This is a genomic window from Rufibacter sp. DG15C, assembly GCF_001577755.1.
Taxonomy (GTDB): domain Bacteria; phylum Bacteroidota; class Bacteroidia; order Cytophagales; family Hymenobacteraceae; genus Nibribacter.
Genome location: NZ_CP010776.1, coordinates 363,220 through 376,585, shown reverse-complemented (window position 1 = coordinate 376,585; position 13,366 = coordinate 363,220). Strand labels below are relative to the sequence as shown.

Genomic DNA, 13,366 nt, shown 5'->3' with positions numbered 1-13,366 from the left:
ATTAATGGTGCTTAAAACGAGGAGAGGAGCAATAACCGCCTGTTCCGCTTGTTGATGCGGCGGCTAATCTTTAATTTCGAAGATATTTGAAACCACTAGCCATGGGCGCGCAATCGTTTTTGGCCTCTTTTTCCGGAAGCTTATCAAAACTGAACCTGCTTATACCCAAACTCGGCCTGCGCTCAAGGCCAGTCAATTGCCGCTTTGGTGGTTCTTGAAAGGGATTTCTTTGTTGCCATTCTCTGTCCTGTATGCGCTGTCCACGTTTTTGTATGTGGTGCTGTACCGCATGATTGGCTACCGCAAGAAGGTAGTGCGCCAGAACATTGAGAGGTCTTTCCCGGCCAGAACCCAGCAGGAGCACCGGCAGATTGAGAAGCAGTTCTTCAAAAACCTCTGTGATGTGATTGTAGAGACTCTGAAAATGGTGTCCATTACGCCAGAAGGGCTACAGGAACGGGTACAATTCAAGGGGCATGAACGCGCCGAAGCGTATTTGGCGCAAGGGCAGCAAGTCTTAGGCATGGGCGCCCACCTGGCCAATTGGGAGATTATGTCGGCGGCGGGTAACCTGCGTTTTGACTACCCAATTGACGGGGTGTACAAGCCTTTGAGTAGTTCGTTCTTTGAGGCCTTTATGGTTTTTCTGCGCAGTCGGTTCGGGATAAAGTTGGTGCCCATGAAAGACACGCTTCGGCACATGATCCGGCACAAGAACCAGGCCCGCATCTTTACCATGCTAGCCGACCAGGTTCCGCCGTACGGGCATATTCAGTTCTGGACCAACTTTCTGCACCAAGACACGGCCTTTTATGTGAGCGGAGACCGCCTACGAGAATCCTTTGGCTATCCCGTCTTTTTTGTGGCCATGCGGCACCTGCGCCGGGGTTTTTTTGAGATAGAGTTTATAGAGCTGTTTCCGCCGTTGCAACAGAAGGGAGAGGATGCAAAGAACCCTGTGACGCATGCCTTTGCGCAGCAGTTAGAGAAGTGGATTGAGGCCAATCCCGCAGATTACCTTTGGTCCCATAAACGCTGGAAACACAAGAAGCCGGTAGAGCTGGCAAGTCCTGCATCTTGAAGGGTGTCAGTTTATTAGAAAAATATTCACTAGTTTTTTAAATAAAACATGGCCGTTTTTCTGTTTTCTACGTTAACGCTCCGTTGAGACGAAGCATTTGGAGTCTGGGCTAACCCCATGACCCGATCCCTTCCTTCCCCGCTGCATTACAATGAAAAAATTAGATTTGATTATGGTCGTTGAAGACGACCCTACCGCTACCTTCCTTGCCCACCGCGTCCTAAAGAAGAGTGCCATCGCTGAGAAACTCTGCACCGCCCGAAACGGCAGGCAGGCCCTTACCTTTGTGCAGAGCCACTTCGGCACCGCAGAATATGCCCATGAGCTTCCTTCGGTTCTATTGGTAGACATTAGCATGCCGGTGATGGGCGGGTTTGAGTTTTTAAAAGAACTTGACCAGTTAAAGCTTAACAAAAGGCCCTTGGTGGTGATGTTGTCCTCTTCCAGGAAAAAGGATGACGTAGAGAAAGCCTTCCAACTTAAGGCAGACGGTTACTTTACCAAGCCCTTCAGGATGGAGGATTTGACTGAGTTCTTGGCCACGGTTGAGAATAACCCTATTACCAATTAATTTTGGCCTGATTTCCAGAAAACAAGCCAAAACAGAAGAGCCCGTTTGTTCGCAAACGGGCTCTTCTGCTTTATAAAGGCGCTAACCTAGCGGCTCTTGCCCAGAATTCTATAGAAACTCCTGAATGTCGCCGGCACCTTCGCGCAGGATGTCAAACTCGTCGTTTTCACAATTGACTACGGTAGAGGCAATGTTATTGCCATAGCCGCCGTCAATCACCAAATCCACCAGGTTACGGTACTTCTCATAAATCAACTCGGGGTCAGTGGTGTATTCCACTACTTCGTCCTCGTCATGGATGGAAGTGCTCACTATGGGGTTGCCCAGTTGCTCTACCAAAGACAAGCAGATGGCGTTGTCTGGCACGCGTATGCCCACCGTTTTGCGCCGGATGCCGCCAATCTTAGGCACTTTGCTGCTGGCCTCCAAGACAAACGTGAACGGGCCGGGCAGGGCTTTCTTCATGACTTTGTAGGTCTGGGTAGAGATGCGGGCGTATTCAGAAATATTAGTCAGGTCACTGCAGATAAACGACAGCTGCGCTTTGGCGGGGTTGAGGCCGCGCAGTTGGCAGAGGCGTTCTACGGCGCGCACATTGTGCAAGTCACAGCCTAGGCCATAAATAGTATCTGTGGGGTAAATCACCAGCCCGCCTTTTTTAAGGACGTCCACCACCTGGGCCATGGCCTTGGGCTGCGGGTTGTCAGGGTGAATTTTCAGGAAGGTAGCCTGTGCCATTATATTGTATGATTGAATGAAGGAATGATTGAGAGAATAGGTCTGGCCACATTCGTCTTACTGCAAAGCTATCCAGTTTATGGAGACTATGCTTACAGTTAATGATAACCTTGAGGTGCATACGCCCAAACTTGATTTTGCGTTTTTACCTAAGTTTTCAGAAAACAGCCTAAAAATGATTTCTTCTGTCAGGCTTGCCTTAAATCTGTCTTCATTCTCTCACTCAATCCCTCTCTCAATCACTCATTAAATTTGTACCTTTGTAGTCTATGTCAGAATTAAATACGCCCGCTACGCCTGGACCAAGAAGGTCACGTACGCCCAAGAAAACCAGTAAATGGACATATGCGCTGGTCTTGATCATGTTCCTGTTTGTGTGCTTCTCTTACTACGCGTACCAGATTGTTTACACGCCCAACGTAGAGAACAAGGGAGAGCCCGTGTATGTGCTCATCCCCAAAGGCGCCACCTATGAGCAGGTCATGGATTCCATTGACTCCAAGAAAGTAATCATAGACAAGCTGTCCCTGCGCTTTATGGCCAAACTGATGGACTACCCAGAACTGGTGAAGCCCGGCCGCTATGAGCTCAAGAACGGTTTGACCAACTACCACTTAATTGCCAAGCTCCGCTCCGGTGACCAAGACCCGGTCAAGCTGACGTATACCAACGTGCGCCTCAAGAAAGACCTGGCCCAAAAGCTGAGCGGCTTCATCAATTCTACGCCCGCCGAGATTGACTCTTTGTTGAACAGCCCGTCTTTTACCAAGAAGCTAGGCTTTGACACCACCACCATCCTGACCATGTTCATCCCGAACACCTATGAGATGTACTGGACCACGCCCGCCCCTGAGATGATGGAGCGCATGAAAAAGGAGTACGATATCTTCTGGACCAAGGCCCGCGAAGCCAAAGCCAAAGACCTGGGCCTTTCTAAAACCGAGGTTTCCATTCTAGCCTCTATTGTCCAAGCAGAGCAAAGCATCCACGCCGATGAGCGTCCTAAAATTGCGGGTGTGTACTTGAACCGTTTGGAGCGCAACATGGCCTTGCAAGCTGACCCAACGGTTGTGTACGCCAACGGTGATTTTAGCATACGCCGCGTGTTAAACGTGCATTTGAGAAAGGACTCGCCGTACAACACATATATGTACAAAGGCCTGCCTCCGGGACCAATCAACCTGCCGGCCATTTCTTCTCTAGAGGCAGTCTTGAACCCAGAAGAAACAGAGTATCTGTACTTCTGCGCGAAAGAGGATTTCTCGGGCTACCACGCCTTTGCCGCCACCATGGAAGAGCATTTGCGCAACGCCCGCCGCTACCAGGCCGCCTTGACGCAGCGTAAAATTATGAAATAACCTGTCTTCCGTTTTTGGCTTAGCTTCTGGAAATCAGGCCAAAAACGGAAGTTTTTTTTGCCTATACTTTTGTGCACACGGGTCCGGCGTCTTAATGACCAAATCTGGGAACGGCTGCAGGAAAGGTTATAGGCCAGCACTCGTCAAAACCAACAACTTCCGGCCAATACGTCTGCTTTCATTTGGCGGTAGCACCATTTCTCAATCTTTCTAGTATTATTGTAAACGCCGAAATCGTTTTTAAGCTGTTTTATCAGAAACAGGTTAAAAACGGCAGGGTATTCACCGCTTAAGAAGACAGGAACGTGTTTGAATCAGAGGTACAGATAAGGGTGCGTTACGCCGAAACCGACCAGATGGGCTATGTCTATTACGGCAACTACGGCGCCTACTATGAGGTGGCCCGCACCGAGACGTTCCGCCGCTTGGGCATCCATTACAAAGAGATGGAGGCCGAAGGTGTGATGATGCCCGTACTGGAGATGCGCTGCAAGTACATCAGGCCGGCGCGCTATGATGACATGCTCACCATTAAACTGCTGGTAAAGGAGAAACCCAAAGGTACCCGCATCAAGTTTGAGTACGAGGTCTACAATGAGGCTCAGGAGCTCCTCAACATTGGCGAAACCACCATGGTGTTTGTAGACATGAAGTCTGGGCGGCCCACAGCTATTCCTCACGGAATTCATGACAAGCTAGACTCTTACTTTACGGCATGAACGTCTACCAGACCTTTACCAGCTCACGGCCTTACCGTAAGTTCATCGTCTTCTTAAAGCAACTGCGCTTTTTAGAGGGTCGGGTAAGCGTCTACCATGTCATCAAGGTGATGATTGATGAGCTCAAGCTGGACTCTTTGACCAAGCGCGCGTCGTACATGGCCTTCAATTTTACGCTGGCCATCTTTCCTACCATCATCTTCCTGTTCACGCTCATTCCCTACATTCCGGTGGGGCACCTGGACCAGGACATCCTGCAGTTTCTGGGGGACGTGATGCCGCAGGAGATTTATCTGGCCGCCGCTGAGACCATTGAGGACATTGTGAACACCCCGCGGGGCGGCTTGCTGTCCTTCGGTTTCTTGTTTGCGCTGGTCTTGTCTACCAATGGCATCATGAGCCTCATGGACGCCTTTGACAAGAAGTACAAAACCTTCCGGCGCCGGACCTATCTGCGCAAGCGTTTGATTGCCACGTTGCTGACGGTGGCCCTGGCGGTCATCTTGCTCATCAGCATTAGTGCCATCTTCTTCGGGACGTACATTCTGGACATTCTGGTGTTTTATGAGGTGGTGACAGAGGCCTTTACGTATACCTTGATCGTGATTCTGAAGTACGTGGCAGTGATCCTGCTGTTCTTCCTGGCTACGTCCATGATTTACTACTACGTGCCGGCCATCCATGACAAGTGGCCGTTTGTGAGCGCGGGCTCAGTGGTGGCTACCATCCTCATCTTTCTGGTGTCCATGCTGTTCTCTTTCTACATCAGTAAGTTTGACACCTACAACAAGTTCTACGGCTCTATTGGCGCGCTCATTGGTTTAATGATCTGGCTGGATTTTGTCTGCATGATCCTCATTCTGGGCTTTGAGGTGAACATTAGCATTGACACCATCACTAAGCGGCTGGAGAAAGAGAAGCGCTAAGGATTTGCGTTTTTGGCCTATTTTCCTGAAATCAGGGCAAAAACCGACATCCCGCTCATGGCCCTGCCTAGATTGCCCCTCAAAGAAATTGCCTTAGCCGCCTACCAGACCTTCCTTCGTTTTCCGTTCACCTTGCTTTCTGCCGTGATGGGCACCACCGTGGTGTGGCTCATGATTGAACGGGACAGTAATGAGGAAACCATACTACCTAAACTGGCCATCATTTCGGCGCTGGGATTGATTCTGTTTTTTGTGCTGGAGCTCTATTCTGAGCGAAAAGGCAACAAGCCCGCGTTGCGTTGGGGATTGGTGGCATTGGGTGTTCTGTTGTTAGTGACTTATTACTTTTTTCTGCCTCAGGAACCTGCCTTCAAAGAAATGATGCGGTACCTGCTCTGGATGATTGCCTTGCATTTGGCTGCGTCCTTTGCCGCCTATCTAAACTGGAAGGTGGAGAACGGGTTCTGGCAGTTCAACAAAAGCCTTTTCCTGCGCCTGCTCACGGCGGCGCTTTACACGGTTGTGCTGTTTCTGGGTTTGCTGTTGGCCATCATGGCGTTTGACCAGCTGTTTGACGTGAAGATTGACCAGAAAATCTATCCCAAGCTCTGGATTTTCATGGTAGGCGTTTTCAATACCTGGTTTTTCCTGGCCGGAGTGCCCAACCCCAATGAACTGGAGAACGTGACAGACTACCCGAAGGGCCTGAAACTCTTCACGCAGTTTGTACTCTTGCCGCTGGTCACGCTGTATCTGGTGATTCTGTACGCCTACATGGGTAAGATTCTGGTGCAGTGGGAGTGGCCGCGCGGTTGGGTAAGTTATCTGGTTTTAGGCTTTTCTACGGCCGGTATCTTCTCGCTTCTACTCATCCATCCTGTAAGAGAAGATGAATGCAACCGCTGGATACGCACCTTCGCCAAATGGTTTTACCGTGCCTTGTTTCCCTTGCTGATTCTCTTGTTGTTGGCCATCTGGCGGCGGGTGCGCGACTATGGCATCACCGAGAACCGGTACATCGTCTTAGTCTTGGCGCTGTGGTTGTTGGCGGTGGCTTTGTATTTCTTGTTCAGCCGGCAGAAGAACATCAAGTTCATTCCCATGACTTTGGGCGCGCTTGCTTTTCTAGTGGCCGTTGAACCGTGGGGCGTTTTCTCCGTGTCGCAGAGAAGCCAGACGGGGCGCTTGCAGGAGTTATTGACCCAGCATCAGTTATTGGCGAATGGGCAGATTCAAAAAGTAAAAAAGGCCCTTCCAGATACAGCGGCGGCAGAGATTACGTCTATCGTGGAATACTTAGGAGAGATGCACCAGTATGAGTCAGTGCGAAGTTGGTTTGGGGCACCGTTAGACTCGTTGTTCGCCGAGAAACCACACTTCGGGTCAAAAGCGCCCAATACTAGTGATGTGCTGGCCTTAATGGGCCTGGACTACACGCGAATGCCGCAGACGACAGAAGCCTTGGATGCTACGTACTACGTCTTACATTCTAAGGAGGCAGAAGTAACAGTGATAGATGGATATGATTACCTGATCACCCTTGACGATTATTCTTTTGAGGAAGAACAAAAGGTGGACGAATTTAAAATTGGCCCAGAGGCTATTAAAGTAATTGTCTCAGATCCTAAAAATGAAGTGTTGGTTCAGTTCAGGAAGGAGACCTTGCGATTTGCCTTAGACACCTTGGTACAGAAACATAGAAACCAAACCAAAGCCCATGGTACTCCCAAGCAATTGCCCGCTAACGAGTTGTTTTTCAAGGCAAACAGCAATGGGGTAGAGGCGGCTTTGCAAATAACCAGCCTGCAAGCCGAGAAAGAGAAGGACAGATTTCATTTGAATCTACTGCAGGGGAAACTGTTGATAAAGGTAAAAAAGTGAGATGCTGCTTAAAAAAGTGAGTTTTTTTTAGGCCGGGGCTTGACTCATACCTGTGCAACCCTTACTTTTGTAACACTTTAGAGAGATGGCAGAGTGGTCGAATGCGGCGGTCTTGAAAACCGTTGACCTTTGCGGGTCCGGGGGTTCGAATCCCTCTCTCTCTGCAACAAAAGCCTCGTTGGAAACAACGGGGCTTTCTTGTTTTTAATACTTTTCAGAACCAGGCTGAGAATACCAGTTGCCTATTAGCAAGAGTATCTTCCTGTGACCTATACAAAGGTGTCCATCAAGCAGAAGAGGCGCTCTGGGGCGCCTCTTCTGCTTGATGTGACTATACTGTAGTTGTTGAAGCAGTGAGAATCCTTATCCTACCTTCTCGGCAATGAGCACTTTAATGTCTTCCTCGGTGATGGGTTTGTAAATAAACCCACTGACTAGCGGGTGGTCTTCGGCTTTGGCAGAGTCAGACACATCCAGGGAGGAGGTTAAGATATAGATTTTGCAACGTTTGTGATATTCTTCGCCAACCGGTTCCAGTGCTTCTATGACTTCCCAGCCGCTCATGACAGGCATGTTTAAATCCAGGAGAAGCACGTCTGGGGCCTCGCTCACGGGCCGGTTGAGCAGTGATTGCACCGCTTCCTCGGCATATTGAAACGTTTCAATGTCAGTGATGCCTTCTGCTGCAATCAAGTGCTGGGTCAGAAAAATACTGATAGGATCATCATCCACGATGCAAAACTTCATACCAGGTTACTTTAAGTAAATGAGAAAGGTGGTGCCTTTGTTTACTTCGCTGTAAACCTCTACCTGGCCCCCCATGGATTCTACGTGCGTTTTCACCAGAAAGAGGCCAATCCCCTTGCCGTCAGCGTTTTTATGGAATCTTTTGTAGAGCTTAAATACGTTGTTGCCGGCTTTTTGTAGGTCAAACCCCAGTCCGTTGTCTGAAAATGAAACGGTGATGCCCCCATCCGTATTTTGTTCTGCCTTTACTTCTATGTGCAAGGGCCGGTCTGGTGAGCGGTATTTAATGGAGTTGGCCAACAAGTTGTAAAAGATGCTATACAGGTAGGCCTCATTGCCGCGCACACTAATATCCTCGGGCACCTGTAAAGAGCAAGTGGCATGGCTGGCTTGCAAGGACTCCTTCAGGCTCTCTACGGTTTGGTGGCATTTTTGAGCCAGGTTCACTTTATGCCTTTCAATGGTATTTCTGTGGTCTCTTATAGACAGAATCAGGTTAAGGTCCCTGAGCACACTGTCAATCTGCAAAACGCTGGCCTTCAGGTTGGCCAATGAGGTAGCGTAGACGGTTGAGTCTTTATCTACTACCGGTAGCAGGTTGGAAAGGCCCAAGGCATTGGCCACGGGTGCCCGCAGGTTATGCGAGACAATGTAGGTGAACTGCTGCAAATCTCGGTTTTGTTCATAGAGCTCACGGGTAAGCAGGAGCTGTTCTTTCTCCGCCTCTTTGCGGTAAGAAATATCCGTCTGGATGGCAATGTAACTGGTGACTTGTCCCTCTTCGTTTTTAACCGGAGTGACATCAATCTTTACCCAGAACTCCTCGCCATTTTTCTTGTAGTTTAAAACCTCTTCTGTGAATGGCTGACCAGACCGGTAGCCCGCCGTAATCTGCTTTTGCATTTCTGGGTCTGTGTTGGGGCCATGTAAAAAGTCATTGGGGCGTTTCCCCTTCACTTCTTGCAAGGTGTAGCCATTGATGGAGGTGAATCCCTTGTTGACCCATTCTATCTGCCCTTGTGCGTTCATGATGACAATGCCATTACTGGTCTTGCTGGCAACTAATGACAACTGCTCCAGTTCATGGTTGGCTTGCACACGCTCTGTGATGTCTTTTAGAATGGAGTATACCCCCGTAGTAACCTGCTGGTTGACAACCGGAATCTTGGTCACGTCAAATACCCGCGGGCTAAAGGATTCAATCTCTACCTCTAGCGTAAACGCCACAGTTTTGCCTAACAGAGCTTCTATAAATTTAGCTTGACAGCTGGCCGCAGCCACGGGCGGTAAAAAGTTTGCCAGTTTATATCCAATGATGGAGCTTCTTTCTAAAGAGAAATAGGTCAAGAACGAAGGGTTGGCGTCTGTGATTACCCCCTCTGGGTTTTCAAAGATGATCAGTTCTGGGCTGTTCTCAAACAAGGACCTAAAGTGCTGCTCGCGCTCTTGTAGTTTTAAGCCGGTCAGCACCCGCTCCGTTACGTCTCTGGAGGTAAGGACCAGTCCATTTACATGCGGATTGTCTAACTGATTGCTGGCAGTGGTCTCCAGCCATTTATAGTCGCCTTGGCTGGTTTTAATGCGCAAGTCAGACACCTTGATGGTCTCTTGGCTAGTAGCCAACTGCTCCAGCACCTCTTGGGCTCTTTGGGCGTCCTCTTCATGGAGAATCTCAAAAACGCTTTTGCCTACCAGATCTTGGGGTGCATAGCCTAACACTTTGGCCGTAGACCCGCCACTGTACGTGAAATATGCGTCTTTATCCAACAAAGCCAGCATGTCGGCGCCTTGTTGGGCAAGGGCCCGGTGTACTTCTACTTTTTCATGGAAGACCTGCCTTACCTGGTTTTGCTTGGTGACGTCCCTGCCCACGCAAAAAAGGAAATTCTCTTCTGGTGACCAGGTGGCGGTCCATTCCATAGGAATCACCTGTCCATTTTTATGAACGCACCGGTTTTCAATGATAGGATTTTCAACTGCCTCTGGATGCTCTGCCTCAATAAAGCGCTGTATGGTTTTGGCTGTGCTTTTTACGTCTTCTGGGTGCACAAAATGGCGGTTAGATTTTCCTACCACTTCTTCGGGGCTATACCCTAAAATGAACGTAACGGCCTCATTGATAAAGTAAATGTTGCCCGCCTGGTCTAGCGTGCAGAGAATGTCTCTGGAATGCCTGCTTAGTTTTTCTAAATGAACACTTGGGGGAAGTATCTTCATCTGTGTTTACGTAGACAAGGGTTTAATTTTAGATTTAATATAGGATAAAAGGGTATTATATTTCCAATTTAAAGAATAGCTATTAGATAATTGGTACTACAAGAAAGATTATGCCCGCCCAGGAAAAGATTTATTCCTTCTGTTGGTTACTTCCAGAACGGCCACAAATTTGTCATACGTGATTGACGCTGTAAACTGTTAAAAACAAGATGCTTAGATGACGATGAGTTTATAGCCAAGATTTAGGTCAAGTGCTTCTTAGTTGTAGGAAAAGCTCTAAGGTGACGCTCGCCTCTCTGGACAAATGCTCTTTGGCTTCCTCAGGAGTTAGTTTTTTGGCCTGTTGTAAGGCCAGTTTAAGGATGGCCCAGGTACGGCGGGTGAGTTTGGTGTCTTGGGGTTTGAGCACAAGCCAGTTCTCCAGTAGCGTGGCAGACTCCTCTACATACAGCTCCAAGTCGGTGACCGGATAATGCGTGGCATCATACGCCTCACAAAACTCAGAAAACAACTGGTACAAGGCCTCAAGTAAATATTCTGCGTCCACGGGTATTTTCCAACTTCAAAAGTGGCTTTCATGCTCCTCAATAGCCAGGAAATTGCATACTGGCTTTATGAGAGAAGGGCGTAAACCACTTATTACCTGATTAACTATTGAGGGGAAAGGTAAAACTACCTATATAAGTTCATATTTGAAAACCGGAACTGCTATTTATGTAAACTCTAAACATATAAAGTCCTTAAATGCAATTCTTTTAAATACAGAGAATTAAAACGTCTGCTGTAAATATAGTATAGAAGGGTTTAAGGCGGGTAATTGAATGATTGAGAGGTGGGTGTTAATTTTAAGTTATATTTTGTCTGAGGAATAATCAGGAGGTAATTGTTTTTGGTCTGTTTTATGGAAAGTAGCCTAAAAATGGAAAAGTACCTTTTAATGGATTTGTTCTCTGTTTAGTTATTTGTCTGCTTAGGTAAACAGTAATTTAGGATTTTGCAGTTATCAATTAAATAGATTTAAAATAGCTCTGTCTTGCTGAGCCACTTATGATTTAAACTCCCTTCTGAAAATAAATAATTGGGAAAGTACAAGTATAGGATTGTGTTCATATGACTTAAGTTAATTAAGAATGAGCCTTTAATGGCTAGTTTGGTGGATTTTAATAGTTAAATTTTGTAATTATATCTGAAATGCCCGAGGCGGGTTGTTATAAAAATTAAATTTTCATAAATAGCTTTGGTTATACATTAACGACATGCTTACATGGTAAGCCTACCATGCGTTGAAGTAGTGAGAATGACGGAGAAATGTCTAGTCCAGGCAGACCAATTTTCTGTGGTTTCATTTAACTTCTAAGCTAGGGCTTTTCATTCTTGACCTTCCCTTGGTTACCTGCTGCGCTTAGTTTGCGCAGAGCAGAATGTGATTTGTTTTTAGGGCTACAACATAGGGTAATATCTTATCTGTGGCTATTGGCAAATCAGATACCATGGCAAGAAGTAAGCAGGTAAAACACCTTTATGACATTGCAGAAAAATCCCCCAATCTCAATTTCTCATGATTCTTCCTTTCAAATCATACCTCCAGAAGCCCTGGTGCCAAAAATGGCAGTCTCTTTAGGGCCAGCCGCTCTGGTAGCAGCGCACCTAGGACAGGGCCTGGCGCTATTAAGCACAGAGTTGCGTGTGCAATGGGCCAATGAAGGATTCTTGCAACTAACCCAACTTGACCTTCCTCGGGCAATCGGACAAGGCTTCTTTGGATTGTTGGTGCGTGCAGGCGTAGACCAGGAAGAGGCGCAAAGCCTTAAGGACCAGATACACTTAGCAAAACCAGTTGCGGTAGACATACCGGTGGCAGTAAATAGCCAACAGACCGCTTGGTGGGCCTTGGAAGTTTCTCCTGTACTAGACTCTGAAGGACTGGTAGAGCAGTACGTAGTCTCTGTGCGGGACATCACCTCCAAAAAGAAAGAGGAGTTGGCTTTGGTCAAACTCACCGAAGACCTTTACCGGCAGACCCGTGATTTGCAGCAGTTTACCTACATTGTCTCGCACAACCTGCGGGCGCCGGTGGCCAACGCCTTGGGGCTTTCTAACCTGCTGACCCGGTTAAAGAAGGAAGATGCCGGTTTTGACCCTCTATTAAGCCAGGTACGAGCTTCTGTGTTTCAGTTGGACACCATCATCAAAGACGTCAACCTCATTCTCTCTATAAGGGACAACCAAGACACCGTTGAAAAAGAACCGGTGCGGCTAGGCGATGTATGCCAACAGGTTATCTCCAGTTTACAGGAGTCGCTGCAAAACTGCGGCGGCACCATAGAGGTGCAGATACCCAAAGACTATACGCTGCCCGCCAAAAAGGCCTACCTCTACAGCATTGTCTATAATTTATTGTCAAACGCCATCAAGTACCGGTCAAAGGAGCGCGCTTTGCAGGTTTCTATTCAGTGCAGTGCCACGCCTGCGGGCGGTACTTTGTTTAATTTTTCAGACAACGGTTCTGGCATGGACCTGAACAAAGTGCGGGAGGACGTCTTTACCCTGTACAAGCGCTTTCATAGAAACATTGAGGGCCGGGGCATAGGTCTTTTCCTGGTGAAAACGCACGTAGAGTCTTTGGGCGGCACCATTGATATTGACAGTGAGTTAAATGTGGGTACCACCTTCACGTTACATCTTGATTAACGGGGCATGAAGACGTACTTAATTGACGATGACCACATCAGTATTTTCATTACTGCCCAAACCCTGCGCCTGGAAAATTTTTCTGAGGACATCCAAACCTTCCATTCCGCTGAAGACGCTCTGGATAAACTGGTAGGTGCAACTGGTATAAAGGAAAGCCCCCAAGTCATTTTTCTGGATTTGAACATGCCCGGCATGAACGGTTGGGAGTTCCTGGATACCATCAAGCCGTATGAGAACCAGCTCCTGAACACCTGCCGGATCTATATTCTCACCTCTTCCCTGGATTTCACAGACACCAAGCGCATCAAGGACTACCCCCTGGTGGCAGACCTGTTACACAAGCCTATTGGGCCAGAAGACATCCAAGTGATTATGGCGGAACACGCCGAGGGCTACAGGAAGTAAGTAGAACCTCAAACGCTGTTCATACACCA

At 48.0% G+C, this 13,366-nt stretch carries 12 protein-coding genes and 1 tRNA gene; 9 read left to right on the top strand and 4 right to left on the bottom strand.

Annotated features, from left to right (window positions below; translation table 11 throughout):
• The first annotated feature begins 214 nt into the window (after nucleotides 1-214).
• Nucleotides 215-1,081, top strand: a complete 867-nt coding sequence (locus TH61_RS01645) for a lysophospholipid acyltransferase family protein (protein ID WP_071887877.1) — start codon at nucleotides 215-217, stop codon at nucleotides 1,079-1,081.
• Between the two features lie 151 nt (nucleotides 1,082-1,232).
• Nucleotides 1,233-1,652 carry a response regulator gene (locus tag TH61_RS01640; protein ID WP_066505027.1) on the top strand — a complete coding sequence of 140 codons (420 nt, stop codon included), beginning with the start codon at nucleotides 1,233-1,235 and terminating at the stop codon, nucleotides 1,650-1,652.
• 108 nt (nucleotides 1,653-1,760) lie between these two features.
• Here the strand turns inward: TH61_RS01640 and TH61_RS01635 are convergent, their stop codons facing one another.
• Nucleotides 1,761-2,390, bottom strand: a complete 630-nt coding sequence (locus TH61_RS01635) for an L-threonylcarbamoyladenylate synthase (protein WP_066505025.1) — start codon at nucleotides 2,388-2,390, stop codon at nucleotides 1,761-1,763.
• A gap of 269 nt (nucleotides 2,391-2,659) precedes the next feature.
• Here TH61_RS01635 and mltG point away from each other — a divergent pair, with 269 nt between their 5' ends.
• The 5 genes from mltG (at nucleotide 2,660) to TH61_RS01610 (ending at nucleotide 7,438) form a co-directional block, all read left to right on the top strand.
• A complete protein-coding gene (gene mltG, locus TH61_RS01630) occupies nucleotides 2,660-3,748 on the top strand; it encodes an endolytic transglycosylase MltG (protein ID WP_082780272.1) in 1,089 nt (362 codons plus the stop codon).
• 305 nt (nucleotides 3,749-4,053) lie between these two features.
• A complete protein-coding gene (locus tag TH61_RS01625) occupies nucleotides 4,054-4,467 on the top strand; it encodes a thioesterase family protein (protein ID WP_066505017.1) in 414 nt (137 codons plus the stop codon).
• Entirely contained in the window at nucleotides 4,464-5,393 is a 930-nt protein-coding gene (locus TH61_RS01620; RefSeq protein ID WP_066505015.1) for a YihY/virulence factor BrkB family protein, read from the top strand. Before TH61_RS01625 ends, TH61_RS01620 begins: the two co-directional genes overlap by 4 nt.
• Before the next feature lie 12 nt (nucleotides 5,394-5,405).
• Nucleotides 5,406-7,274: a DUF4153 domain-containing protein gene (locus TH61_RS01615; RefSeq protein ID WP_066505014.1), complete on the top strand. Its 1,869-nt coding sequence runs from the start codon at nucleotides 5,406-5,408 to the stop codon at nucleotides 7,272-7,274.
• A 79-nt stretch (nucleotides 7,275-7,353) separates the two neighbouring features.
• Nucleotides 7,354-7,438, top strand: a tRNA-Ser gene (locus tag TH61_RS01610).
• A 199-nt stretch (nucleotides 7,439-7,637) separates the two neighbouring features.
• Here TH61_RS01610 and TH61_RS01605 read toward each other — a convergent pair.
• The 3 genes from TH61_RS01605 to TH61_RS01595 all read right to left on the bottom strand — a co-directional run bounded on the left by TH61_RS01605 (nucleotide 7,638) and on the right by TH61_RS01595 (nucleotide 10,785).
• On the bottom strand, nucleotides 7,638-8,021 hold the full coding sequence (locus TH61_RS01605; protein ID WP_066505011.1) for a response regulator: 384 nt from the start codon (nucleotides 8,019-8,021) through the stop codon (nucleotides 7,638-7,640).
• A gap of 6 nt (nucleotides 8,022-8,027) precedes the next feature.
• Entirely contained in the window at nucleotides 8,028-10,238 is a 2,211-nt protein-coding gene (locus TH61_RS01600; RefSeq protein WP_066505009.1) for a PAS domain-containing sensor histidine kinase, read from the bottom strand.
• 247 nt (nucleotides 10,239-10,485) lie between these two features.
• A complete protein-coding gene (locus TH61_RS01595; protein WP_066505005.1) occupies nucleotides 10,486-10,785 on the bottom strand; it encodes a hypothetical protein in 300 nt (99 codons plus the stop codon).
• A gap of 1,058 nt (nucleotides 10,786-11,843) precedes the next feature.
• Here TH61_RS01595 and TH61_RS01590 point away from each other — a divergent pair.
• On the top strand, nucleotides 11,844-12,929 hold the full coding sequence (locus tag TH61_RS01590; protein ID WP_197464077.1) for an ATP-binding protein: 1,086 nt from the start codon (nucleotides 11,844-11,846) through the stop codon (nucleotides 12,927-12,929).
• 6 nt (nucleotides 12,930-12,935) lie between these two features.
• Entirely contained in the window at nucleotides 12,936-13,337 is a 402-nt protein-coding gene (locus TH61_RS01585; protein ID WP_066505001.1) for a two-component system response regulator, read from the top strand.
• Nucleotides 13,338-13,366: the final 29 nt, after the last annotated feature.